This window comes from Mesorhizobium sp. KACC 23794, from assembly GCF_052180275.1.
Lineage (GTDB): Bacteria > Pseudomonadota > Alphaproteobacteria > Rhizobiales > Rhizobiaceae > Kumtagia.
Window position 1 is genome coordinate 2,615,636 of sequence record NZ_CP197465.1, and the last position, 24,725, is coordinate 2,640,360.

Annotated in this window: 22 protein-coding genes; 17 read left to right on the forward strand and 5 right to left on the reverse strand. The window is 66.0% G+C overall.

Annotated features, from left to right (window positions below):
* The first annotated feature begins 3 nt into the window (after window positions 1–3).
* The gene (locus ACSBOB_RS12965) at window positions 4–876 is read left to right on the forward strand and encodes a MurR/RpiR family transcriptional regulator (protein WP_442582796.1); all 873 of its coding nucleotides are present in this window, start codon (window positions 4–6) and stop codon (window positions 874–876) included.
* Window positions 877–949: 73 nt separating this feature from the next.
* On the opposite strand, the gene ACSBOB_RS12970 is transcribed toward ACSBOB_RS12965, so the two are convergent.
* The 3 genes from ACSBOB_RS12970 to ACSBOB_RS12980 form a co-directional block, all read right to left on the reverse strand.
* Complete coding sequence (locus tag ACSBOB_RS12970) at window positions 950–1,144, reverse strand: hypothetical protein (RefSeq protein ID WP_442582797.1); 195 nt, start codon at window positions 1,142–1,144, stop codon at window positions 950–952.
* A gap of 208 nt (window positions 1,145–1,352) precedes the next feature.
* A complete protein-coding gene (locus ACSBOB_RS12975) occupies window positions 1,353–2,684 on the reverse strand; it encodes an NAD(P)/FAD-dependent oxidoreductase (protein ID WP_442582798.1) in 1,332 nt (443 codons plus the stop codon).
* A 26-nt stretch (window positions 2,685–2,710) separates the two neighbouring features.
* Window positions 2,711–3,637 (reverse strand): LysR substrate-binding domain-containing protein, encoded by a 927-nt coding sequence (locus tag ACSBOB_RS12980; RefSeq protein WP_442582799.1) that lies wholly within the window; start codon window positions 3,635–3,637, stop codon window positions 2,711–2,713.
* Window positions 3,638–3,816: 179 nt separating this feature from the next.
* On the opposite strand from ACSBOB_RS12980, the gene ACSBOB_RS12985 reads away from it, so the two are divergent.
* The 11 genes from ACSBOB_RS12985 (at window position 3,817) to ACSBOB_RS13035 (ending at window position 16,597) form a co-directional block, all read left to right on the forward strand.
* Window positions 3,817–6,093, forward strand: a complete 2,277-nt coding sequence (locus ACSBOB_RS12985) for a molybdopterin-dependent oxidoreductase (protein ID WP_442582800.1) — start codon at window positions 3,817–3,819, stop codon at window positions 6,091–6,093.
* 27 nt (window positions 6,094–6,120) lie between these two features.
* Entirely contained in the window at window positions 6,121–6,876 is a 756-nt protein-coding gene (locus tag ACSBOB_RS12990; RefSeq protein WP_442582801.1) for a VOC family protein, read from the forward strand.
* Window positions 6,877–6,888: 12 nt separating this feature from the next.
* A complete protein-coding gene (locus tag ACSBOB_RS12995; protein ID WP_442582802.1) occupies window positions 6,889–7,584 on the forward strand; it encodes an isochorismatase family protein in 696 nt (231 codons plus the stop codon).
* Window positions 7,574–8,503: a polysaccharide deacetylase family protein gene (locus ACSBOB_RS13000; protein WP_442582803.1), complete on the forward strand. Its 930-nt coding sequence runs from the start codon at window positions 7,574–7,576 to the stop codon at window positions 8,501–8,503. The genes ACSBOB_RS12995 and ACSBOB_RS13000 overlap by 11 nt, the downstream gene beginning before the upstream one ends.
* On the forward strand, window positions 8,500–9,450 hold the full coding sequence (locus ACSBOB_RS13005; protein WP_442582804.1) for a polysaccharide deacetylase family protein: 951 nt from the start codon (window positions 8,500–8,502) through the stop codon (window positions 9,448–9,450). The genes ACSBOB_RS13000 and ACSBOB_RS13005 overlap by 4 nt, the downstream gene beginning before the upstream one ends.
* 5 nt (window positions 9,451–9,455) lie before the next feature.
* Window positions 9,456–10,799, forward strand: coding sequence for an amidase (locus ACSBOB_RS13010; protein WP_442582805.1), 1,344 nt, complete (start codon window positions 9,456–9,458; stop codon window positions 10,797–10,799).
* 386 nt (window positions 10,800–11,185) lie between these two features.
* Entirely contained in the window at window positions 11,186–12,802 is a 1,617-nt protein-coding gene (locus tag ACSBOB_RS13015) for an ABC transporter substrate-binding protein (RefSeq protein WP_442582806.1), read from the forward strand.
* Complete coding sequence (locus ACSBOB_RS13020) at window positions 12,799–13,833, forward strand: ABC transporter permease (RefSeq protein WP_442582807.1); 1,035 nt, start codon at window positions 12,799–12,801, stop codon at window positions 13,831–13,833. The genes ACSBOB_RS13015 and ACSBOB_RS13020 overlap by 4 nt, the downstream gene beginning before the upstream one ends.
* On the forward strand, window positions 13,830–14,675 hold the full coding sequence (locus tag ACSBOB_RS13025) for an ABC transporter permease (protein ID WP_442582808.1): 846 nt from the start codon (window positions 13,830–13,832) through the stop codon (window positions 14,673–14,675). Before ACSBOB_RS13020 ends, ACSBOB_RS13025 begins: the two co-directional genes overlap by 4 nt.
* Window positions 14,672–15,655: an ABC transporter ATP-binding protein gene (locus tag ACSBOB_RS13030; RefSeq protein WP_442582809.1), complete on the forward strand. Its 984-nt coding sequence runs from the start codon at window positions 14,672–14,674 to the stop codon at window positions 15,653–15,655. Before ACSBOB_RS13025 ends, ACSBOB_RS13030 begins: the two co-directional genes overlap by 4 nt.
* 3 nt (window positions 15,656–15,658) lie before the next feature.
* Window positions 15,659–16,597: an ABC transporter ATP-binding protein gene (locus ACSBOB_RS13035; protein ID WP_442582810.1), complete on the forward strand. Its 939-nt coding sequence runs from the start codon at window positions 15,659–15,661 to the stop codon at window positions 16,595–16,597.
* A gap of 73 nt (window positions 16,598–16,670) precedes the next feature.
* On the opposite strand, the gene metC is transcribed toward ACSBOB_RS13035, so the two are convergent.
* Entirely contained in the window at window positions 16,671–17,888 is a 1,218-nt protein-coding gene (gene metC / locus ACSBOB_RS13040) for a cystathionine beta-lyase (protein ID WP_442582811.1), read from the reverse strand.
* Complete coding sequence (locus ACSBOB_RS13045; RefSeq protein WP_442582812.1) at window positions 17,849–18,691, reverse strand: sulfurtransferase; 843 nt, start codon at window positions 18,689–18,691, stop codon at window positions 17,849–17,851. The genes metC and ACSBOB_RS13045 overlap by 40 nt, the downstream gene beginning before the upstream one ends.
* A gap of 178 nt (window positions 18,692–18,869) precedes the next feature.
* On the opposite strand from ACSBOB_RS13045, the gene ACSBOB_RS13050 reads away from it, so the two are divergent.
* The 5 genes from ACSBOB_RS13050 to ACSBOB_RS13070 are packed head-to-tail and all read left to right on the forward strand — an operon-like array spanning window position 18,870 to window position 24,720.
* Window positions 18,870–19,928, forward strand: coding sequence for a phosphotransferase family protein (locus ACSBOB_RS13050; protein ID WP_442582813.1), 1,059 nt, complete (start codon window positions 18,870–18,872; stop codon window positions 19,926–19,928).
* 16 nt (window positions 19,929–19,944) lie between these two features.
* Window positions 19,945–21,117 carry an acyl-CoA dehydrogenase family protein gene (locus tag ACSBOB_RS13055; RefSeq protein ID WP_442582814.1) on the forward strand — a complete coding sequence of 391 codons (1,173 nt, stop codon included), beginning with the start codon at window positions 19,945–19,947 and terminating at the stop codon, window positions 21,115–21,117.
* Window positions 21,117–21,887, forward strand: coding sequence for an SDR family NAD(P)-dependent oxidoreductase (locus tag ACSBOB_RS13060; RefSeq protein WP_442582815.1), 771 nt, complete (start codon window positions 21,117–21,119; stop codon window positions 21,885–21,887). Before ACSBOB_RS13055 ends, ACSBOB_RS13060 begins: the two co-directional genes overlap by 1 nt.
* On the forward strand, window positions 21,884–23,077 hold the full coding sequence (locus ACSBOB_RS13065) for a CaiB/BaiF CoA transferase family protein (RefSeq protein WP_442582816.1): 1,194 nt from the start codon (window positions 21,884–21,886) through the stop codon (window positions 23,075–23,077). Before ACSBOB_RS13060 ends, ACSBOB_RS13065 begins: the two co-directional genes overlap by 4 nt.
* A gap of 32 nt (window positions 23,078–23,109) precedes the next feature.
* Complete coding sequence (locus ACSBOB_RS13070; protein ID WP_442582817.1) at window positions 23,110–24,720, forward strand: acyl-CoA synthetase; 1,611 nt, start codon at window positions 23,110–23,112, stop codon at window positions 24,718–24,720.
* Window positions 24,721–24,725: the final 5 nt, after the last annotated feature.

Consider the following 24,725-nt stretch of genomic DNA (forward strand, 5'->3'; position numbering starts at 1 on the left):
CAGGTGACTGACGTCCAGGCAGCCAAGTTCGACGACGCGCTTCCGTTCCGGGAGCGGGCCGGCGCCGTGAACCTTTTTCCGGCCGAACAGCGCGTCGTGGCCCAGCTCCTCGCCATACCGCCGTATGAGCTCGGGGCGATGACCTCGTCGGACCTGTCGCAGCGGTCCGGCGCCAGCCGCTCCAGCATCGACCGGCTGTCGCGCAAACTTGGCTATCCAGGCCTCAAGGAGATGCGCAAGGCGCTGCTGTTGGAGGAGGCGCGCGACCGGCGCCGGCCCGCGAGCGTCGGGGCCGCCGCTGAACGCCCCGCTGCCATAGCTCGACGCATCATGTCGGCAGTGGCCTCCCGCGCCGAGTCGATGGCCGAGACTCTTGGCGATAATGGCACAATCGAAACGCTGGTCGAATGGATAGCCGGGGCAGGGTCCATCTCGCTCTTCGGGGCGGGCGAATCGGCGGCTACCTGCAGCGCCATCTACATGCGGTTGGTGAGGCTGGGATTGCCGATCAACTTTGCCGAGGAGTATCACACGCAGGTGACCCTCGCTGCTCTGCTCAACCCGAAGGACATCGCCATCGCCGTCTCCTATTCGGGCGGGTCGCGGTCGACGCTGTGGGCGGCCCGGACCGCCAAGCAGAACGGCGCGCGGCTGGCCGTCGTCACCGGCATGCCGAACTCTGCCCTGGGAAAACTCGCGGACTTGCGGATAGGTTTACCGCATGGCGGTGCTCTGCCAGGTGGCACCGAGGTACTCGATCGTCTCATTGCCGGCGGGTTGGCGGAGGTGCTTTTTCAGTGCATCGTGGCGCGCTCGCCGGAACTGCTCGCCAACTCCGTCCGCATCGACGATATTTTTGGTGAACAGCGAATTTAATCCCGCACGCGCAAGAGAGCGTCACTGCCATTTCGAATTCACCGCTTCCAGAAGCCATGAGCGTCTGGGCGAACTATGGCTGAATTTCTGATGAGATTGGACTGGCCAACTGGCCAAACGGACTGGTGATGCCGCTGTCGCAGCGCTCGGCAAAAGTCGCATGAGATGGAATATGCGCGGCGGCTGCCGCAAGATCGGCAGAACCGCCAATGGCGCGCACACCTTTGGCTGCGGATAGCTCTACGTCGCTTTGACTGGCGCCGATCACGGTTGGGTTCTCATTGTCGCCGAGCCCCTGGCAGCGGAGGTGGGCCTGTCAGGGGACGTCCTGGCCGCCGACGAAGTGACGACAGTATCCGACGCAGTCGTGCTGTCGACGATTTCGACCACGCCGATCGTGCCAGCTTGCCGGTTCAGGCCTCACGGGCTCGTCGCCTCAGTGGCCGTTCCTGCCGCATGCGGTCGACGGCCGAACCTCAGAAACCGATCGGCCAGTGGTTGATCTTCGAGCCGTCGATGAAGCGGCTGTGCCGGAACGGTTCCGGATCGACATGCGGCGTCCCGCCGGTGATCAGCTCCATCATCAGTTGTCCAGCCGCCGGTGCGATGCCGAAGCCGTGCCCGGAATAGCCTGTCGACACGTAGAAGCCCGGGATGGCGTCGACGCCGGAGATGACGGGAATCGCATCGGGCGTGACGTCGATCCAGGCGCTCATGCGCTCGTTGACGACCATGTCCCTGAATGCCGGGAAGAGTTGCTTGAAGTTGATGGTGGCCTGGTCGAGGATGTGATGGCCGGGCACCGGGCGCATGATGCGATAGGTCTCGAAAGGCGTACGCTGGTCGAGCTTCCAGCCGCCCAGCATCATCGTCTCCTGCATGGTGCGTCGGCCGACCCGGAATTTCATCGCGCGCCACTCGTTCTTCATCGCCGGGATGTAGTCGCGGAAGAAGCGGAATGAGTCCGGCACGATGTCGACCGGGTGCGCAGAACGCATGCCGACATTGTAGCCGCCGTCGAGGCGTTTGCGGAAGCCGAAGCCCTTGCCCGAGCCGCAGCCCTCCGGCCCGCCGGCCACGGGGCGCGTGCGCATGACCTGCGAGAGCATCTTGAGCTGCGGGATCTTCACATCCTGGTTGCGGCCGAACAGGCTCGACCAGATGCCGCCGGCCAGCACCACCGTATTGCAGCGGATGCGGCCCTTCTCGGTCACCACCTCGCTGATACGTCCGCCTTTGGTCTCGAAGCCGCGCACGGCGCAGCCCTCCACGATGCGCGCGCCGAGCTTCTCGGCGCCGGCGGCGATCAGCCGCGTGGCGATGTGCGGCTCCGCGAAGCCGTCGGATGCGGTGTGCAGCCCGCCGGCGAAGTTACGCGTGGCGCCGGGCGCGAATTGGGTGATCTCGTCGCGCTTGACGAAGCGCGAGTCGAGGCCGAAACCCGCCACGGCCTTCATCCAGCCCTCGTATTTGGCGAAGTCCTTTTCCTCGTCGCAGAAATAGGTGATGCCGTGGCGGCGGAAGCCTGGATCGGCGCCGATGATCGACGGCAGCTCGTCCCAGATCTGCTGAGCGCGGATCATCAGCGGCATCTCGCGCGGGTCGCGGCCCATCTTGCGCACCCAGCCCCAGTTGCGGCTGGACTGCTCCTCGCCGATCGCGCCCTTCTCGCAGACCACGACCGGGATGCCCTTTCGGGCGAGGAACAGCGCCGTCGAGACGCCGACGATGCCGCCGCCCACGATGACCACTTCGGTTTCGGCGGGCACGACGCTGAAGTCGCGCGCCACGAGGTTCTGAACGTTCATTTCGGTTCCTGAGGCACGGGTGGAAGTCATTGCGTGGCCGGCGGGCGTTCGGCCTCGCCGGCCACGTGGTTCTTGATGTCGTCCAGCACGAACTGGTGGAATTCGCGCGCCGCGACCGACAGGTCGCCCTCATCCGCGATCATGCCGAGCGAGATGGAGATGGCCGGCAGGAACGGCCGGAAGGCCAGCGCGGGGTTGCGCCTGAGATGTGGCGAATAGGGGCTGACGATGGAGATGCCGAGGCCGGCCGCGACGAGGTTGCACACCGCCTCGTGCGTGGTCGCCTCCGTCATCAGCTGACGGTCGATGCCGGCGCGCTCGAACAGCGTGTCGATCTCGAAGCGGAAGGGCGTGCCGCGCGGGAAGCTGACGAAGGGGCGGTCGGCAAGGTCGGTGGCGTGGATCTCGGCGCAGGCGGCGAATTCGTGGTCGGCGGGGAAGACGCAAAGCACCGGCCGGCGCAAAAGCTCGCGCACTGGCAGGGTGGAATTGGAGATGGGCAGCGACGCGATGCCGATGTCGGCGCGGCGCGAGGCGACCCATTCGGCGATGCGCTCCTGCGGCTGGCTGTCGAGCCGGATCGCAATGTCGGGAAAGCGCTGGCGGAAGCGGGCTATGATATCGGCCAGCAGCCCGTTGGCATAGAGACCCATGGCCGCGACGGTGATCGAACCGCTGGTCAGGTTCTTGATCGCGTGGACCTCGCGGTTGAGTTCGTCGAGCCCGACGAACAGCTTTTCCACCTGCTCGAACAGGCGCCGCGCATCATCCGTCGGCTCCGCGCCGCCGCGGCTCTTGCGGAACAGGCGGAAGCCGACCGCCTCCTGGAAATCGAGCATGAGGCGACTGACGGCTGGTTGCGAGATGCCGAGAAGCTCCGCCGCCTTGGTCATGCTGCCGAGCGTGATGACCGCCCGGAAAGCCTCGATCTGTCTGACGTTGAACCGCTGCAAGGGCCGCGAACTCCGCGTGGCGAGAAATGGATTTCCAATTTTCCTGCAGGTTGGATCATAACATTTCAGACAGAAATATCCAACTTGACGGTAAAAATATTATGTCATAGGCTGCCCGAAAGCTAGAGGGAAATTGCTGTGCCCGCGCTTTTTGCCGTTGCGAAGGAGGGGAGGGCATCATGAACAAGCTTCCGCTCGCCGCGTCGCATTGGGGCGCCTTCCGCGCCGAGGTCGTGGACGGGGTGGTGCGTCGTATCTTCCCGTTCGAGCACGATCCCAAACCCAGCGGCATGAATGATGTCTGGCCGGAGATGCTGACCTCGCCGCTGCGGGTGGCGAGTCCCTTGGTGCGCAAGGGCTGGCTCGCCGGCGACTGCGGTGCGGCGCGCGGCGAGGACGAATATGTCGAGATTTCCTGGGACGAAGCGCTCCGCCGGGTGGCGGGCGAGATCGCCCGCATCCGCGCCAGCCATGGCAACAAGGCGCTCTTTGCCGGCTCCTACGGCTGGTCGAGCGCGGGCCGCTTGCACCATGCGCGCACGCTGGTGCGCCGCTTCTTCAACTGCATCGGCGGCTTCGTCGACCAGGAGACCAACTATAGCTACGGCGCGGCCATGGCCTTCCTGCCGCGTATCCTGGGCGTCGACAACGCCATCGGGTCAAGCCTGACCTCTTTCGCCTCGATCCGCGACCATTGCGACATCTTCCTGGCGCTGGGAGGCCTGCCTGCGAAAAACTGGGAAATCCAGGCCGGGGGTGTCGGCGAGCATCGTTACGAGGCCTTCATGATGGGCGCGACGGCGCAGGTGCGCTGCATCAATGTCTCGCCCTTCAAGGGCGACGTTGAAGAGCGTTTCCCGGCCGAGTGGCTGGCGATCCGCCCCAACACCGACACGGCGCTGCTGCTGGCGCTGGCGCAGGCGGTGGTGGCGGCGGGCAAACATGACCGCGTCTTCCTGGATCGCTACACGGCAGGCGCGGGGCGTTTCCTCGATTATCTCGCCGGCCGCACCGACGGCGTCGTAAAGTCGCCCGAATGGGCGGCGAAAATCACCGGCGTCGACGCCGGCGCGATCCAGGCGCTGGCCGACGATCTGCCCGGCAAGCGCGTAATGGTGGCGGCGAATTGGAGCCTGCAGCGCGCCCGCCACGGAGAGCAGCCCTACTGGGCCGCGATCGCGCTTGCCGCCGTCCTCGGCCAGATCGGCCTGCCTGGCGGCGGCTTCGCCTTCGGCTACGGTTCGTCCAACGGCATGGGCAATCCGCGCTACGAGACGCCGCTCTACGGATTGCCGACCGGCAAGAACCCGACCGGTCTGTCGATCCCGGTGGCGCGCGTGGCCGACATGCTGCTCGATCCCGGCGCGACCTATCGCTACGATGGCGCGACACATGTCTACCCTGAAGTGAGGCTGGTCTACTGGGCCGGCGGAAACCCCTTCCACCACCATCAGGACCTGAACCGCCTGCGCGAGGCTTTTCGCCGGCCCGAGACGATTGTCGTCAACGAGTGCTACTGGACCGCGACGGCGCGCCACGCCGACATCGTGCTGCCCACGACCACCACGCTGGAACGCAACGACATCGGCGGCGCCTCGCGCGATCGTTACCTGCTGGCCATGCACAAGCTGGTCGAGCCGGTGGGCGAAGCGCGTAACGATTTCGCCATCTTTGCCGACCTCGCCGAACGGCTCGGCGACCGCGATGCCTTTACCGAAGGCCGTGAAGAGCGGGAGTGGCTGACGAAAGCATGGGACGAGATCGCTGGCAAATTGGCGCGTCGTGGCATCAAACCGCCCGACTTCGACACTTTCTGGGACGAAGGTTACCTCCGGATGCCCGAACCGGCCGATGACTACGTGATGTTCGGCAGATATCGCGACGACCCAGATGCCAACCGTCTCGGCACCCCCTCGGGACGCGTCGAGCTCTTCAGCGAACTGGCTGCCGTGGAACCAGGCCAGCCGGGCCACCCGGCCTGGCTCGACCCGGAAGAATGGCTGGGCGCGCCGTTGGCGAAGGAATTCCCGATTCACCTGCTGACGCCTCAGCCCGACCGTAGGCTGCATGGCCAGATGGACCTTTCCAGCTACAGCCGCGCAGGCAAGCTGCGCGAGCGCGAGCGGCTGACCATGCATCCTGCCGACGCGGCGTCACGCGGCATCGCCGACGGCGACAGCGTCCGTGTCTTCAACACGCGCGGCGCCTGCTACGCGGTGGCGAAGCTCGACGACCGTCTTGTGCGCGGCGTGGCGCTGCTGCCCACTGGCGCGACTTTCGATCCCGACGGTTTCGAGGACCGCAACAGCAACCCGAACGTGCTGACACGCGACGTCGGAACCTCAGAGCTCGGACAGGGGTGCGCCGCGCAGTCCTGCCTCGTGGAGATCGCCCGTCACGACGCGCCGCTGCCCGAACTACGGGTCACGCGGGCGCCTCTGGCCACCTCCGCCTAGTTATAAGCCTGCAAGGAACCATACTCGGTGAATGTAACTTTCGACCATCTCGTGCTTCTCGTTCACGACCTCGACAAGGCTGTAAGGGATTTTCAGGCGCTGGGCTTCACCGTGCTGGAGCGCGCCGACACCAGCCATGGCTCGACGATCTTCCGCTTCGTCTCCTTCGCCGACGGCTCCTACCTGCTGCTCACCGCCTTTACGAGCGTGGAAGGCATGAAGGGCCACCGCCTCGGCACGGTGCTGGAGGCCGGCGAGGGCTGGGCCGACTATTCGTTCGTCGTGCCGGATGCCAATGCGGCCGGCGAGGCGCTCAAGGCTGGTGGTTTCCCGGTCAGGGGCCCGGTCAAGGTGTCGAATGTGCTTGCCGGCGGCGAGGCCTGGGGCCTCGACCTGCTGATGACCGGCCGCGGCGCGGGCGGCGATAACGCCCTGCCATTCCTCGTCTCCGACAATGAGGGCCGCGACCACCGGATCCCGGGCCCGTCGCGCCACGCCAATGGCGCCACCGGCGTCCGCTCCGTCACCGTTTCGACCGGCGACGTGGCCAAGGTCGTCGATACGCTGGTGGCCATCGGCGGCATGGCCGAGGCTGGAGCGCCGAAGGGCCGGCGGGTACGGTTCGCAAATGTGTGGGTCGACGTCGTCGCGCTGGCCGATGCGCAGGGCGGCCGTCCAGGCGGAGGAATGGTCGAGGCCGTGATCGCCACCGACACTGGCGAGGAGCGCTCGCTCGACCTTGCCCTGTCGCACGGCGCGCCGATCCGGCTCGCCAAGGCTTGACAGGAGACGCGGATGCTCAGGACCGACAAGACGTCGAAACAGATATTCGAGGACTGGCAGGCCAATCCGCGCCTGCCGCAGTTCGGCATGGGCGAGCGCGTCTGCCTCCTCAACGTCGACTTCCAGCGCCGCTACACCGATACGGCCACCTTCGCCTCCGCCTATGACGGGCATCCAGACCAGCTGACGCTGACCAACCGGCTCTCGGCCGCGGTGCGCGGTATGGGCATGCCGGTGGTGTGGACCTATGTCGCCTACATGCCCGACGGGCGCGACTGCGGCCTTTGGGGCGTGCGCAGCAAGTCGCCCATGGCGCTGCAGAATGTGGGGCACGACTCGCCGCAGGCCGAGATCGATGCGCGCATGGAAGTCGATCGTGAGCGTGACCTGATCCTGCACAAGCGCATGGCCAGTGCCTTCTTTGAGACGCATCTGCCGTCTTTCCTGATCTTCAACCGCATCGACACGCTGATCGTTACCGGCGGCGCGACCTCGGGATGCGTGCGCGCCACGGTGGTCGACGCCATGTCCAACGGCTATCGCGTGATCGTGCCGGAGGAATGCGTTGCCGACCGCGAGGAAGGCGCACACTACGCGACCCTCTACGACATCGCCTTCAAGTATGGCGACGTGACGCCGGCTGCGCGTGTGCTGGATAACCTGGCGAAGCTTTCCGCCCGCCACGGGAGGAACGCCGATGCTGCGTGAGCCGTTCAGCTACGACTACGCACCCTACCAGGGCCGTCCGAAGATCGAGTGGCCGAACGGCGCGCGCGTCGCCTTCTGGGTCGCGCCCAACATCGAGTTCTACGAGCTGGCGCCCCCGCCGAGCCCGACGCGCACGGTCTGGTATCGCCCCGAGCCCGATATTCTCAACTACTCCATGCGCGACTACGGCAATCGCGTCGGTTTCCACCGCATGGCCGACGTCATGGCGAAATACGGCGTGCGCGGCTCGGTCTCGCTCAACGTAGCCGTCTGTGACCACTTCCCCGAGATCATCGAGCGCTGCTGCGAGCTCGAATGGGAGCTGTTCAGCCACGGTGTCTACAACACGCGCTACCTCTACAACCTCTCGGAGGACGAGCAGCGCACGGTGATCCGCGACTGCCGCGACACTATCAAGCGGGCCAGCGGCCAGGACCTCGACGGCTGGCTGTCGCCAGCCATCTCCAACGGCGAGACCACACAGGACCTACTGGCGGAGGAGGGCATCAAGTATACGCTGGACCTGTTCCACGACGACCAGCCCATGCCCGTCAAGGTGCGCGGAGGCCAGCGGCTCGTCTCCGTGCCCTATATGATGGAATGCAACGACGTGCCGGTGCTGAATTTCAAGAACACGCCACCGGAACGTTATCTGCAGATCATCAAGGACCATTTCGACCAGCTCTACGAGGAAGGCGCCGAGAGCGGTATGGTCATGTGTGTGCCGCTGCATCCTTATCTGATCGGCCAGCCGCACCGGCTCGCCATACTCGACGAAGCACTGAAATATGTGACGTCCCACGACAAGGTCTGGCTGGCCACCGGCCGTGAAATCGCCGCGTGGTACGAGCAGAATTATTACGACCGCTTCGCCGGCTGGATGAAGCCGTTCAACGCGACGCAGGAGAAGGCGCGATGAGCCCAGCCTCCCCAAGTCAGGTCTCCGCAGACTACTTCACCTATCCGCTGCGCGGGCCGGGCGTCGACCATACGCGCTACGGGCACCGCTACCTGCGCGCGCTGCCAAAATTCGAATGGCCGGGCGGCAAGCGGCTTCTGATCTGGGTGACGGTCCATCTGGAGCATTTCCCGATGGACATGCCGTCGAAGCCGATCACGCCGATCGGCGGCATGGACCGGCCCTATCCTAGCGTCTGGGACTTCTCCACCCGCGACTACGGCAACCGCGTCGGCATTTTCCGGCTGATGAAGGTGCTCGACCGCTATGGCATCAAGGCCAGTGCGGCGATGAACTCGGAGGTCGCCGAGCGCTACCCGTTCCTGACCCAGGAGATACTGTGCCGGAATTGGGAGGTCATGGCGGCCGGCGTCGACATGGGCCACCTGCACCACAGCCAGCTCGGGCACGATGATGAAAGGGCGCTGGTCGAACAATCGGTCCTCACTTTGCGCCGGCTCACCGGCCAGGCCGTGGAGGGCTGGCATTCGCCTGCCTTCTCACAGTCGGCGGTCACGCCGGAACTGGTGGCGGGCGCGGGCGGAAAGTTCATTGCCGACTGGATCAACGACGACCTGCCCTATGCCTTCGCCACGGCCCATGGCGAGCTGACCCAGCTCCCGCTCTCCTATGACCTCTCGGATCACAAGGTGCTGTTCCTGCAGAACATGGCGGTGCGGGACTATGAGCAGCAGGTGAATGCGGCCTTCGACGTGCTTGATGCAGAGAGCAGCGAGCGGGGCGGACGTGTGCTGTCGCTGTCGCTGTCGCCCTGGATCGTGGCGCAGCCGAGCCGCATCAAGGGGCTCGACCGGCTGCTTTCACGCTTCGCAGCGGCCGATGGCGTGGCCTTCGTCACGGGCGGCGAGCTTGCCGCGGCGTGGAAAGCCAACGGTCCGAGGGCCTGACGACGATGACCGGCATGCCTGCCGTCGGCTCGGGCCAGTCTGCGGTTCCCTCAAGCGGGAACGATGCGGCTCTGCTGACGGCGACAGAAGCCGCAGCGGCGATGCAAGCCGGCGAGTTGACGTCGCGGGCGCTCGTCGAGGCTTGCCTCGGCCGCTGGAGCGAGCGCGACGGGGCAGTGCGGGCCTGGACCTTCCTGGACCCCGACCTCGCGCTGGCGCAAGCCGATGCGGCGGACGCAACGGCGAGAAAGTCTCCGCTCCATGGCGTGCCGGTTGGTGTCAAGGACATCATCTACACCAAGGACATGCCGACGGGCTTCAATTCGCCGCATTTCCGGGATCATTTTCCCAACATCGACGCCACCGCTGTTGCCGTGCTGCGCGCGGCAGGCGCGATCATCATGGGCAAGAACGACACCGTCGAGTTCGCCGTCAATGGCCGCCGCGCCGCCACTCGTAACCCGCACGACCCGGCACGCACGCCGGGTGGCTCGTCAAGCGGCTCCGCTGCGGCGGTTGCGGACGGGCAGGTGCCGATATCGCTCGGCACCCAGACCGGCGGCTCGGTCATCCGCCCCGCCTCCTATTGTGGCGTCTACGCCGTCAAGCCGACCTGGAACGCCGTCTCGCATGAGGGCTTCAAGGTCTGCGCGGCGAGCTTCGACACGCTGGGCTGGTATGCGCGGTCGGCCGAAGACCTGGCGCTCGTTGCCGACATATTCGATATTCGCGACGACTCCGAGCCGCGCTGCAATGCGGTGGCCGGAATGCGCTTCGCCCTCTGCCGCACGCCGGTCTGGCATATGGCGGAACCGGCGATGCGGGACGCGATGGCGCGCTGCGTGGCGATCCTGAAGGCAGCGGGGGCCGAAGTGGTGGACCTCGAGCTCGAAGGCGAGTTCGAGGGGCTGACGGCAGCGCACAAGGTGATCATGCAAAGCGAAATGCGCTCCGCCTTCCTCGCCGACAGGCGGGTGATCGGCGACGCGTTGTATCCGGAGTTGGTGGGCATCCTCGCCAACGAGGCCGGCCACAGCCGCGCCGATCTCGTCCGCGCGCAGGATCTGGCCGCGCGCTGCCGCGCCGGCTTCGACGAATTGGCCGCCCCCTTCGACGCGGTGCTGACGCCGAGTGCCCCCGGCGAGGCTCCGCCTGGCCTTGACGACACGGGTACGGCCACCTTCAACCGTATCTGGACGCTGATGCACATGCCATGCGTGAACGTACCCGGGCTGACAGGCCCGTCGGGCCTGCCGGTAGGGGTGACGCTGACCGGGCCGCGCTTCCGTGACCGGCATCTCATCGCGGCCGCTGGGCTGGTCGGCAAGGCAATCGCCCGGGCAGGATGACAAGACGGAGGAAACTCCTTTTTATTGTCAGACAGAATTTGCAACCACCTGTCTGTTAGCTTGGAATGAGCGCAACTGGATTTCCGCTGAGATGCGCTATCTTGCAGGGTATTTTCTCGCATTTTTGATGCCGGACATCGAAAGTCAATTGACGCAAGATCGAATTCGGTGTCTCATTTTGTCAGACAGAATAAGAGATCGAGAACGGTCCAAGGGGTACGCCGGAGATTGGAGCATGGCTTGCGGCCACGCATTCCCCAACAAGCAGGGCAGGGCGCGGAAGCGGCTCGCCGACACGTCGGGACAAAGGCCCAGGGACATCCATTCGATGGCGCGGATTTTCCAACGGCGCGCGCTGGGCGCGGCCTGAAACGGAGGCACTTGTCGTGACCGAACAATTCCTGAAGCTCGATCGCCGGACCTTCCTGGCCGGCCTGGCGGCAACCACCGCCATGTCGGCCGTCGCTGTGCCGGAAGGGGCATTCGCGCAGTCCGCAAAGAAGGGCGGCACACTCAACACGCCGTTGTGGCCGGCGGCAACCTATCTCAACTCGGCCATCTCGACCGCCGGCACCGAGGCGTTCCTGTCGCCGAAGTTCTTCGACGGCCTGCTGGGTTACGACTACGGCCTGAAGCCGCGCCCCGCGCTTGCCACTGAATGGGCTATGTCGGATGACGGCAAGACCATAACCTTCAAGCTGCGCCCCAACGTGAAATGGCACGACGGAAAGCGGTTCACCTCCAAGGATGTGGCCTTCACCTTCATGAACGTGCTGAAGCAACTCCACGGACGCGGCAAGACCACCTTCGCCGACCTGACCGAGGTGCAAACGCCGGACGAACTGACCGCCGTGTTCGTGCTGGCCCGCCCGACGCCGGCGATCATGCGCGCGCTCGACAGCCGCGAGTCTCCGATTCTGCCCGCCCATATCTACGAGGGCACTGACATCATGACCAACCCGGCCAACACGGCCCCGATCGGCACCGGTGCCTTCAAGCTCGCCAGTTACGAGCGCGGCGCCTCCGTGGTGATGGAGCGCAACCCGGAATACTGGGACGAGGGCCTGCCGCTGCTCGACAAGATCGTCGTGCAGTTCATCCCCGACGCCGCCACCCGCGCCGCCATGCTGGAATCCGGTCAGGCCGACGTGGTGTTCCTCAACCTGATCCCTGCGCAGGACATCCTGCGCATCGGCAAGGAGGACGGCTTCGAAATCGAGATGAAGGGCTTCGAGAGTTCCGCATCCTCGCAGCAGATGGACTTCAACCTCGACAATCCCATCCTGGCCGACGCCGACGTACGCCACGCCATCGCCCACGCGATCGACCGCGCGTGGATCACGGACAATGTGTGGTACGGCCTGGGCAAGCCTGGCAAGACGCCGCTGCACCACGCCCAGGTCGAGTATTTCACGACGGAGGGCGTGCCGGACTATGAGTACAGCCTCGAGAAAGCCAATGCGCTGCTCGACAAGAACCATCCGAGGAAGGATGGCGACATGCGCTTCACGCTGACGCTCGACCCGTCGCCGTGGGGCACGGAGTCGATCACGGCCGCCACCTATATCAAGGAGCAACTGCGCCAGATCGGCATCGACTGCACCGTGCGCACGCAGGACTTCGCCGTGTTCGTCAAGACGGTCTACACGGACCGGAAGCACGATCTGGCGCTCTACACCGCCTATATGGGAACCGATCCGACGATCGGCGTGCAGCGGTTCTACTGGTCCAAGAGCTTCAAGCCTGGCGTGGGTTTCTCAAACGGCGCACACTACGCAAGCCCGGAAGTCGACGCGCTTCTGGAAGCTGCGCAGGTCGAGACGGATGAGGCCAAGCGCAAGGAGCAGTATAAGAAGTTCCAGCAGATTGCGATGACGGATCTGCCGGTGCTGCCGGTGACCTCGATCTCGATGGCGACCGTGGCCAACAAGAAGGTCAAGGACCATACGGTCGATGCCGTCGGTGCGCTGGGCAACCTGGCCCACACCTGGATCGACGAATGACCCAGACCGCCGCAGCCGTAGCCGCAAACGGGAAGAAAGGGGCCTTGGCGTTCCTCTCCTCGCCTGCCGTGCGCTATGTGGTGCGGCGGCTTTCGCAAGCTGTCCTGGTGATGCTGCTGGTCATGATCGGCAGCTTTATCCTGATAAAGCTGGCGCCGGGCGACCTGGTCGACGTGCTGGCGGGCACGTCCGACATGTCGCCCCAACAGATGGCGTCGCTGCGCGAGCGTTTCGGGCTCGACCTGCCGGTCTGGCACCAATTGTTCAACTACATGGTGAATCTGGTCACGCTCGACTTCGGTTATTCGCCGCTCAACGCCGCACCCGTCCTCGACGTCATCCTGTCACGCTGGCCGGTAACGGCGATTCTCGTCGTGGTCTCCGTCACCATCTCCATGGTTGTCGGCACATTCTTCGGCGTGGTCGCGGCGCGCAACGCCGGAAAGCCTGTCGACCTTGGCATCTCCATCCTGATGCTGCTCTTCTACGCCACGCCTTCCTTCATCATCGCGGTGGCGCTGATGCTTGTGTTCTCCGTCAAGCTGAACCTGCTGCCGATTGCGGGTTACGCCACCGTTGGCTCCGGTTATACGGGCCTGCGCCATTTCTGGGACGTGGCGCAGCACCTCGCAATGCCGGTGACAGCGCTCTGCACCTTCTACATCGCCATCTACGGGCGCATCGGGCGTGCCGCGCTGCTGGAAGTGCTGAAGCTCGATTACATCCGCACCGCGCGCGGCAAGGGCCTGCCGGAACGGCGCGTCGTCTACGTGCATGCGCTGCGCAATGCGATGCTGCCGCTGGTCACCATGGCCGGGCTGCAGGTGTCCTCGCTGGTCGGTGGCGCAGTGCTGGTCGAGACCGTATTCGGCTTGCCGGGCATGGGCCGCACGGCCTTCGACGCCGTGCTCCAGCGCGATACCAATCTCCTGCTCGGTGTGGTCTTCGTCTCGTCGCTGAGCGTCGTGATCGTCAACTTCCTGATCGACCTGCTCTACATGGCGCTCGACCCGCGGGTGGAACTGAAATGAACCCGTCCGCTAAATCCGTGGTCTCCCGGTTGACGCGACATCCCAGCGGCGCGGTGGGGCTCGTCCTGCTCGTGCTGGTGCTCCTGATGTCGGCCAGCGCCGGCTATTTCTTTCCCAATGGTCCCTATGCAATCGCCGGCGCGCCGCGCCTTTGGCCGGGCGCCAACCCGGCCTTCCCGTTCGGCACGGACTCGCTCGGGCGCGACCTGCTCGCCGGCCTGTTCTACGGCTCGCGCGTGTCGCTCGCGATCGGCGGTGCCGCCGCGGCGGTGGCGCTTCTGATCGGCGTCCTGTTCGGCGCGGTGGCAGGCTACTATGGCGGCTGGGTCGACGACGTGCTGATGCGGCTCACCGACGCCATGCAGACCATCCCATCGCTGCTTTCGGCGGTCGCCATCGTCGGCGTCATCGGCCCATCGCTCGCCACCATCACCGTCGCCATCGCCATCGTATCCTGGCCCATGATCGCGCGGTTGGTGCGCGCGGAATTCCTGCGGCTGCGGACCTACGACTTCGTGCAGTCCTGCAGGATCATCGGCATGTCGGACCTGCGCATCATCTTCGGGCAGATCCTGCCCAACTGCCTGGCGCCGATCATCGTTGCATCCTCCGTGCTGGTCGCCACCGCCATCATCGTCGAGGCGAGCCTGTCCTTCCTCGGCCTTGGCGATCCGAACGTCATGAGCTGGGGCACGATCCTTTCGGTTGGGCGGCAGGAGCTGCGCTCGGCGTGGTACATCACCGCCTTCCCGGCCGTGGCGCTGGTGCTCACCGTGCTTGCCTTGAATCTTATCGGCGACGCACTGAACGACGTGCTCAACCCCCGCCTGAAAGAGCGATGATGGAAGCCGCCGCTCCCTTGCTGGAGATCGACAACCTCTGGATTCGGCACTCCTCGGGCGTGCCGCTGGTGGAGGCGCTGAACTTCGCCGTGCGCCGTGGCGAAACGGTCGGGCTCGTCGGCGAATCCGGCTGCGGCAAATCGTTGACGGCGCTGGCCGTTATGGGCCTGCTCGCCGGCAATCTCAGGACGGCCGAGGGGGCCATCGCGCTCGAAGGCCGGGATTTGACCAAACTCCCGCCCGATGATTTCCGGCGCCTGCGCGGCGACCGCATGGCCATGATCTTCCAGGAGCCGCTGACGGCGTTGAACCCGGTGATCACCGTCGGCGCGCAGGTCGTGGAGGTGTTGCGCGCACACCGCACGATGACGAAGGCAGCCGCCCGGAAGCGCGCCATCGAGCTTTTGGAGCTGGTGCGCATCCCCGATGCCGCGGCGCGCTTTCACGACTATCCGCACCGCCTCTCCGGCGGCATGCGCCAGCGCGTCGTGATTGCTATCGCCATCGCTTGCGATCCGGCGCTGCTGATCGCCGACGAACCGACCACCGCCCTCGACGTGACCGTGCAGGCGCAGATCCTGCAACTCCTGAAGCGCCTGCAGCGCGAGGCCAATCTGGGTCTGCTGTTGATCACCCATGATCTCGGCGTCGTCCGCCAGGTCGCCGACCGCATCATCGTCATGTATGCGGGCCAGGTGGTGGAGGAAGGGCCGGTCGATGCAGTGCTCGACGGGCCGCGCCATCCCTACACGGCCGGGCTGCTCGCGGCCCGCCCGCATGGCAGCTTCTCGGTCGAAGGCACGCGGCTCGCCGACATTCGCGGCTCCGTGCCCGCCCCGGAATCCCGTCCTTCGGGCTGCGTGTTCCAGCCGCGCTGCACGAATGCGCAAGAGCTTTGCCGCGAGAAGCGCCCGGCGCTGCAGCCCGACGGCGCTGGCCGTGCGCTCCGTTGCTACTTTCCTGTTTCTGGACTGCACTGACCGATGGTTGACATTCTCACGACCACGGATCTCAAGGTCCACCATATGACGCCGCGCGGACCGCTGCGCGCCGTGGACGGCATTTCCATCCGTATCGCCAAGGGCGAAATCCTCGGACTGGTCGGCGAATCCGGTTGCGGCAAGTCTACGCTTGCCCGTTGCATCGTCGGCATCTCGACCCCGACATCGGGTTCCATCGAAGTGGCAGGGGTTGGGCTCGGCAGCGGCCGTGCCGAACGGCTCGCCCGCGCCCGCGCCGTGCAGATGGTGTTCCAGGATCCGAGCAGCGCACTCAATCCGCGGCTTAGCGTTGGCCGGCTGATCGAGGAGCCGCTGGGCGTGCACGGGCTCGGAGTCCGCTCGGAGAGGCAGGCGCGCGTGCGCGAGATCGCCGCGCAGGTCGGCCTCTCCGATTACCACCTCCCCCGCTTTCCGCACGAGCTTTCCGGCGGCCAGCGCCAGCGCGTCAGCATCGCCCGCGCGCTCGCGCTCAATCCGTCCCTGCTGGTCTGCGACGAGGCAGTGTCGGCGCTCGACGTGTCGGTGCAGGCGCAGGTGCTGAACCTGTTCCTCGACCTGCAGAAGACGCTCGGGCTCGCCTACCTGTTCATCTCGCATGACCTGTCGGTGGTGCGTTACATCTCGCATCGCATTGCGGTCATGTATCTCGGCCGCGTGGTCGAGATCGGACCGGCCGAGGAAGTGTGGAAGCGCCGTGCGCACCCCTACACCAAGGCGCTGGTCAACGCGATTCCCGACGAGGCAGTGCGGCGCGAGGATGTCCAGTTGCTGGAAGGCGATGTGCCGAGCCCGGTCAACCCGCCCTCGGGCTGCACCTTCCGTGCACGATGCTCGCTGGCGCAGCCGCGTTGTGCCGCCGAGGCGCCGCAGTTGCGCGACATCGGCGCCGGGCTTTCCGTCGCCTGCCACTTCGCCAGCTAACCCTGAGCCGCTCCGAAGCGGATGACGTCCGGCTCGGCAAAACCGCACGTCACCTCGTTCCCTGCGGCTGCACTCAGACTGCCGGCCGAAGCTTCTCCAATGCCTGCGCGAGATCGGCCTTCAGATCGGCCGCGTCCTCCAGCCCGATCTGCAGACGCACGATCGGTCCGCACTCGTTCCACAGCGGCAGCGCGCGCGACTTCTGCGGATGCATCGGCAGCACCAGGCTCTCGTAGCCGCCCCAGCTGAAGCCGATGCGGAACATCTTCAGCGCGTCGATGAAGGTTCGGGCGGCTTCGGGGTCGCGCGAGGCGAGTTCTATGGAGAACAGGCCGGAGGCTCCGCAAAAGTCGCGCTTCCAGAATGCGTGGCCGGGAAAGGACGGCAGCGCCGGGTGCAGCACTCGCTTGACCTGCCCGTGCCCTTCCAGCCATTGCGCAAGCTCCAGAGCCGAGGCGGAATGCCGCGCCAGCCGGACCTCCAGCGTCCGCAGGCCGCGCAGGCCGAGATTGCATTCCTCTGAACCGGCGCAGGCGCCAAGGTCTTGCGTGGCGCGGCGCACCGCATCGTAGGTCTCGGCATTGGTGGTGACCACGCCCAGCATCGCGTCGGAATGGCCCACGATGTATTTCGTGCCTGAATGGATCGACACGTCGATGCCGTGCTCGATCGGCCGGAAAAAGAGCGGCGTCGCCCAGGTGTTGTCGATGGCCGTACGCACGCCGGCAGCCTTTGCCGCGGCCACGATGGCCTGGACATCCTGCACCTCCAGCGTCCCGGAGCCGGGCGACTCCATGTAGATCAACTTGGTGTTCGGCCTTACCAGGTCCGCGATGTCGGCGCCGAGCGACGGGTCGTAGAAGGTCGTTTCGATGCCAAGCCGCGCCAGCATGCGGTTGCAGAAGCGGCGGACCGGATCGTAGACCGTGTCCACCACCAGCACGTGGTCACCCTTGTCGAGGAAGGCGAGCAGCGTGGCCGAGATCGCCGCTACGCCCGACGACGCGGCGATGCTGCGGAAGCCACCTTCCAGCTCCGCCATCGCCTGCTCGAAGGCAAAGGTGGTCGGCGTGCCGACACGGCCGTAGAAGGCGCCGTCGAACGGGTGCCGGCTCGCTTCCTCGAAGTCGGCCAGCGTCTCGAACAGGAAGGTCGAGGCGCGCACGACCGGCGGATTGACGGGAATGGCGCTGGTGCCGTGGGCACGGCCGACGGCGGCCAATCGCGACCCGATACCATCGCGCGACACGGTTACACGGACTCCTTTGGAAGGTCCGTCCGCTGGCCCCATTCATGCCACGAGCCGTCATATAGAGTGACGTCGGTCTTGCCCATACGGGCGAGCTGGAAGGCGAGGATGGCGGCGGTGACACCCGAGCCGCAGGTAGCGATGACGGGTTTCGACAGGTCGACGCCGCTTTCCGTCAGGATCGCCTCGGCCTTGTCGGGAGCGATGAAGGTGAAATCGCCGCTCTGCGGGATCATCCTGCCCCAGGGCACGTTGATAGCGCCGGGCATGTGGCCGCCGGCGACGCCCGGATAGCCGGACGGCAGTTCGCCGGTGAAACGCTCCTTCGTCCGGGCATCGACGATGGCGGGGCTGCCGTCCATGATCGCCGCCTTGACCTCATGCCAGTCGGCGACGTCGCCGGAGATCGCCCTCGCGGTAAACTTCGCCGGAGGCGCGGATTTGGCTTCGCCGGTTTCGACCGGACCGTTCTCCGCCTTCCAGCGCTTCCAGCCGCCGTTCAGTACACGCACCTTGTCGTGGCCGAAATGGCGGAACATCCACCACACACGCGCCGAGACGTAGCTGGAATCGTAGATCACCACGAGCGTGTCGTCGCCAATGCCGAGCGCGGCGGCCACGGCTGCGAAACGCTCCGCGGAAGGCAGCATGTTCACATAGGGAGAGTCCTTGTCGGACGCCTCGTCCAGGTCGAAGAAGCGGGCGCCAGGAATGTGGCCGTCTGCGAATTCGGCGCGCGCGCTTTTGCCCGCTTCGGGAATGTACCAGGAGCAGTCGATGACGACGATGCCCGGATCGTCCAACCGGTCCTGCAGCCATTGCGGCTCGACGAGAAACGCGTCCATGTGCGGTACCTCCCTGAGACAGCCGGAAAGCCGAAATTGTCTGACAAAATTCAAGGCCGTGCAGCGCGACTGAAAGCAGGTCGAAAGATTTCCCAGTCACATGATAGTTGGCCGAAGCCAGATTGACAAACTGCTCCGCACTCGGCAAGTGTTTTGTCAGACAGAAATGGAGGCAGGCGTGGGAGGCGACGCCCAACCAGCGAATGGCGATCCATTTGCGCTCGATGTGGCGGCGGTGGCGGGCCAATTGGCCGCGCACGGCCTGCACCTCGATCCGGTCGCAGGCGCCAGACGTCTCTCCGGCGGCTTGTCCAACCTCAACTATCTTGTCTCGGTCGACGGCCGTCCGGCCGTGCTGCGCCGTCCGCCTGCAGGCGAACTGGCGCCGGGCGCCCACGACATGGTGCGCGAGCATCGCATTCTCTCGCGCCTCTCGAAAGCCTTCGCGCCTGCGCCGGACAGCTTTTTCCTGTGCACGGACCTCTCCGTTATCGGCGTGCCATTCCAGTTGATGGAATATCGCGAGGGCCGCGTGGTCGCGGGCGACCGGCTGCCGCCGGAACTCGACACGCCGGAGCGCACCGCGGCCCTGTCGCGCGAAATGGTCGCGACGCTTGCCGCGCTGCACGCGGTCGACGCCGCGGAGATCGGGCTCGGCGAATTCGGCAAGCCGGAGGGCTTCTTCGCGCGCAATGTCGGCGGCTGGGAAAAGCGGGGCGCGGCACTGGCGCTCGAAGGCACGCCGGCGCGCCGCGTGGCCGAGATCGCCGACTGGCTTGAATCCCATGTCCCCGAGCCGCTCGCACCCACGCTTCTTCATTCCGACTTCAAGCTCGACAACTGCATGCTCGATGCCGGTTTTCGCATCGGCACCGTACTCGACTGGGACATGGGTACGCGCGGCGACCCGATGATGGATCTCGCCACGCTGACCAGCTACTGGACCGAGCCGGGCGACCCTGACTGTATGCACCGGCTCGCGCAGATGCCGACCGTCCGCCCCGGCTTCCTCACCCGTGCGGAGGTTGTGGAAGCCTACGCCGCCGCGTCCCGCCGTGACGTCTCGGGCTTTGGTGCCTGGCGCGTCCTCGCTCTGCTCAAGCTCGGCATCGTCTTCATCCAACTGCACCGCAACTGGGCGCGGGGCGCTGCCGGGGACAGCCGCTATGCCGGCTTCGCCGCGCTCGGCTCCGACATACTGGACTTCACGGCCGCCTCCACCGCGCGGCCGATCTGAGAAAGGCTTATCCCGGATGGACTTTTCCATACCTGCCGATCTGAAGGACCTCGCCGAGCGCATCGGCGCGTTCGTGCGGTCGGAGATCATTCCGCTTGAGACCGACCCGCGCTGGGGCAGCCACGGCCCGTCGGAGGAGTTCCGGCTGGAGCTCCTCGCCCTTGCACGGGCGAGGGGCCTGCTCGCGCCGCATGTGCCGCAGGAATTCGGCGGGCTGGGGTTGACGCATTTCGGTCGGGCGGTCGCCTTCGAGGCGGCGGGCTATTCGATGCTGGGCCCGGTCGCGCTGCACTGCGCCGCCCCCGACGAAGGCAATATGCACCTGATGGCGGAGGTGGCCGACCAGCGCCAGAAGGAGCGCTGGCTACGCCCGCTGGCTTCCGGCCAGAGCCGTTCCTGCTTCGCCATGACCGAGCCGATGGGTGCGGGCTCCGACCCGGCGCTGCTGGAGACGATCGCCGAGCCGGTCGCCGGCGGCTACCGCATCTCGGGCCGCAAATGGCTGATCACCGGTGCCGAGGACGCGCGTTTCATCATCATCATGGCCAAGCTCGCCTCGGGCGACAAGGTGGGCGCGGCGACCATGTTCCTGGCCGACATGGACCAGCCGGAAATCGTGCTGGAGCGCCAGCTCGACACCATGGATTCCTCTTTCACGGGCGGCCACTGGGTCATGCGCTTTGACGGTCTCTTCGTGTCGGAAGAGGACGTGCTCGGCGCGGTCGGCGAAGGTTTTCGCTATGCGCAGGTGCGCCTGGCGCCCGCGCGCCTGACCCACTGCATGCGCTGGCTGGGCTCGGCCGTGCGCGCGCAGGAGATCGCCCGCGACTATGCCGCGCGCCGTACCGCGTTCGGCAAGCCGCTGGCCGAGCACGAGGGTGTCGGCTTCATGCTGGCCGACAACGACATGGACATCTACACCGCGCGGCTGGCGATCTGGCACACGGCCTGGGTGCTCGACCAGGGTCACAAGGGCAACATGGAAAGCTCGCGGGCCAAGGTGATCTGCTCGGAGGCCGTCTGGCGCGTTGCCGACCGCTGCGTGCAGATCCTGGGCGGACTCGGGCTCACGCGCGACACCGTGGTGGAGCGCATTTTCCGCGATATCCGCGCCTTCCGCATCTATGATGGCCCCTCGGAAGTGCACCGCTGGTCGCTGGCGCGCCGGATCGCAGGCGGGAGGCACTGATGAGCGGCTCGAACATGTTCGATCTCGGTGGCCGTGTCTGCGTCGTGACCGGTGGCGGGCGCGGTATCGGCAAGTCGATCGCCGTAGCCCTCGCTGCCCATGGCGGCAAGGTGGTGGTCACCGGGCGCTCGGAAGCCGTGCTGAAAAACGCCGTCGATGATATCCGCGCATCGGGCGGCGTAGCCGAGTGGTTCACTGCCGACATGCAGGACGAGGCGCAGGTCGTGCGGCTGGCGGAGATCGTCGCCGACCGTTTCGGGCCTGCCCACGTGCTGGTTAACAATGCCGGCGTCAACGCCATCTATAAGGGCGCCGAGAAAACCACGCTCGAAGAGTGGAACACCATCATCGGCACTAATCTGACAGGCGTGTTCCTGGCGTGCCGCGAGTTCGGCCGGCAGATGCTGGCGGCAGGCCGCGGCTCCATCATCAACATCAGTTCCATCGGCGGCCGCACGGGCCTCGGCAAGACTGCCGCCTACTGCGCGTCAAAGGGCGGCGTCGAACTGCTGACCAAGTCGATGGCGATCGACTGGGCGCCCAAGGGCGTTCGCGTCAATTGTGTCGCCCCCGCCTATGTCGAGACGGATCTGACGTCCGGTCTCGTCGAACATCCGGTGCTCGGCGCCAGGATAACGGGGCGCACGCCGATGGCCCGCTTCGGCAGGCCTGACGAGATCGCCGGGGCCGTGGTGTTTCTTGCATCGGACGCTGCCACCTACGTGACGGGCGAATCTGTCGCCGTCGACGGCGGATGGACCGCCGCATGAATTCGCCCCGACGACGCGGCGCGTTGCAGGGCGTCACCGTGCTGGACTTGACGCGGCTGCTGCCGGGCGCCTTCTGCTCGCAGATGATGGCCGATATGGGCGCCGAGGTCATCAAAGTCGAGGACCCGCGCGGCGGCGACTACAACCGCGCCTGGGAGCCGAAGGCCAAGACCGAATCCGGCTCTTTCCTGATGCTCAACCGCAACAAGAAGAGCGTGACGCTCAACCTGAAGACGCCGGAAGGCCACGCCGCCCTCCTGCGCCTGGTTGATAGCGCCGACATATTGCTGGAGGGCTTTCGCCCGGGCGTGATGGACCGGCTTGGCCTTGGCTATACGGCGCTGGCTACGCGCAATCCGGGCCTCATCTACTGCTCCCTCTCCGGCTACGGCCAGGACGGGCCGCTGAGGCTCGCGCCTGGCCACGACATCAACTATATGGGCACGGCGGGCGCTCTGCAGCTCTTTGGCAAGGCCGGCGAAGGCCCGATGGTGCCGGGGCTCTCTGTCGCCGACGTCGGCGGCGGCTCGCTGATGGCTTCGACGGGCATCCTCGCCGCGCTCTATTCGCGCACGGTCGACGGACTCGGCCAGTACATTGACATCTCCATGACCGACGGCACGGTCGCATGGCTGTCGCTGCATGGTGCCGAACATCTCTTCGGCGACATGGAGCCGCGCGGCGGCGAGCGGCCGTGGATCGGCCAGGCCCCATGCTACAACATCTATCGCTGCGCCGACGGCAGATATGTTGCGCTCGGTGCGCTGGAGCTGCATTTCTGGGAGCGTTTCTGCGATCTCGTGGGACTGGGGTCCGAACTCAGGACGCACTATCCCGAGGGTCGCGAAGCAGAGGACCAGCGCGCGACCGTGGCGGAAATCTTCCTCGGCAGGACGCGCGACGAATGGGCTCAAGCCGGCGAGGCCGCCGACATTCCGCTCACCGCCGTCAACGACATGGGCGAGGCCTTCCGCCACCCGCAGATGGTGCACCGGCAGATGTTGCTGCATGTCGACCATCCGGTCGAGGGGCGGGTGCCGCAGCTGGGCTTTCCGATCAAGCTCAGGGGCACGCCTTGCGAAATCAGGATGCCTCCGCCGATGCTCGGCGAGCACAATGAGGAGGTGCTCGGACGCGCCGGCTATAGCGAGGCCGAGATCGCCGCGATGAAGGCCGGTGGAGCGATCTAGCAGGCCGCGACAAAGGAGGCGGTGGAGGAAAGATGGTTCGCACGCGAGCGCCCTATGAAAAATTCCACGCGGACTTCCGCTGGCGGGTGCCGGAGACATTCAACTTCGGCACTGACGTCGTCGATCGAATGGCGCGTGAGGCCGACGGCCCGGCCCTGATTGCGCTGGACCAGGCTGGCCGCGAGCGGTGCTATGCCTATTCCGACATTTCTCAACTCACCGACCGGCTCGCCGCGTCGCTCCGGCGCCTGGGGGTGAAGAAGGGCGACTTCGTCGTCATCATGCTGCCGCGCATCCCCGAATGGCAGATAGCGGTGGTCGCGGCGCTGAAGCTCGGTGCGGTGCCCATCCCGTGCATCGAGATGCTGACGGCGAAGGACCTCGACTACCGCGTGCGCAATTCCGGGGCGCGCGCCGCAATCTGCCGGGCCGAGCATGCGGCAAAATTCGAGCGGCTGGCCGACGTGCTGGATGTCAAGGTAGCGGTCGGTGCGGCAGCAGGCTGGCAATCCTTTGATGCTCTGCTGGATACCCTGGCCAACGGTTTCGCCGCCGCCGAGGTTGCGGCCGAGGATCCGGCCATCATGTATTACACGTCTGGGTCGACCGGAAACCCGAAGGGCGTGCTGCATGCCTCGCGCGGGCTTTATTCCTGGTGGGTCTCCGCGGCCTACTGGCTCGATCTCGATCCCGGCGATGTCATCTGGTGCACGGCCGACACGGGCTGGAGCAAGGCCGGCACGAGCATCCTGTTCGGGCCGTGGGCGCGGGGAGCCTGCTCGCTCTTCTACGACGGCCCGTTCGACCCGAAGGAGCGGCTGAGGCTGCTCGAACACTATCACGTCAACGTCTACTGCGCGCCGGCGACGGAGCTCCTGCGGGTGGCGGAGGAGGATGTGGCTGCCTTCGATCTTTCGACATTGCGTCAGACGGTCTCGGCCGGCGAGGCGGTCAGCCCCGTCATCGCCGGGCGCTGGCAGGCGGCAACCGGCATGCCCATTTCCGAAGCCTACGGCCAGACCGAGACGCTGATGATCGTGCTCAACTATCCGGGTGAGACGGTGAAGCCGGGCTCCATGGGCCGCCCGGCCCCCGGCAGCCATGTCGCCATCATCGACGGCATGGGCAATTTGCTGCCGGCGGGCGAGGAAGGCGACGTCGCGCTGATGACGCCTCACCCGCAGCTGATGCTGGGCTATTGGCAGGAGCCGGAGCGGACGCAGAAATGCTTTGCCGACGGGCCGGACGGGCGCTGGTACGTCACCGGCGACCGCGGTGCCACCGATGCCGACGGTTATATCTGGTATCGCGGCCGCCTCGACGACATCATCAACTCGGCCGGTTACCGCATCGGGCCCAGCGAGGTCGAGAATGCGCTGCTGGAGCACGCGGCGGTGGCCGAATGCGCGGTGGTCGGCAAGCCGGATGCCGCACGGGGCGAGATCGTCAAGGCCTTCGTGGTCCCGCGGCCCGGCCGCAATGGCGATGCGGCGCTTGCCTCCGAACTCCAGGAGCATTGCAAGCGTCTCACCGCCCCGTACAAATATCCGCGCGAGATCGCTTTCGTGGAATCGCTGCCCAAGACATTGACGGGCAAGATCAAGCGCAGCGAACTCCGCGACCGGGAACGCTCGTCGGCATAGAAGAG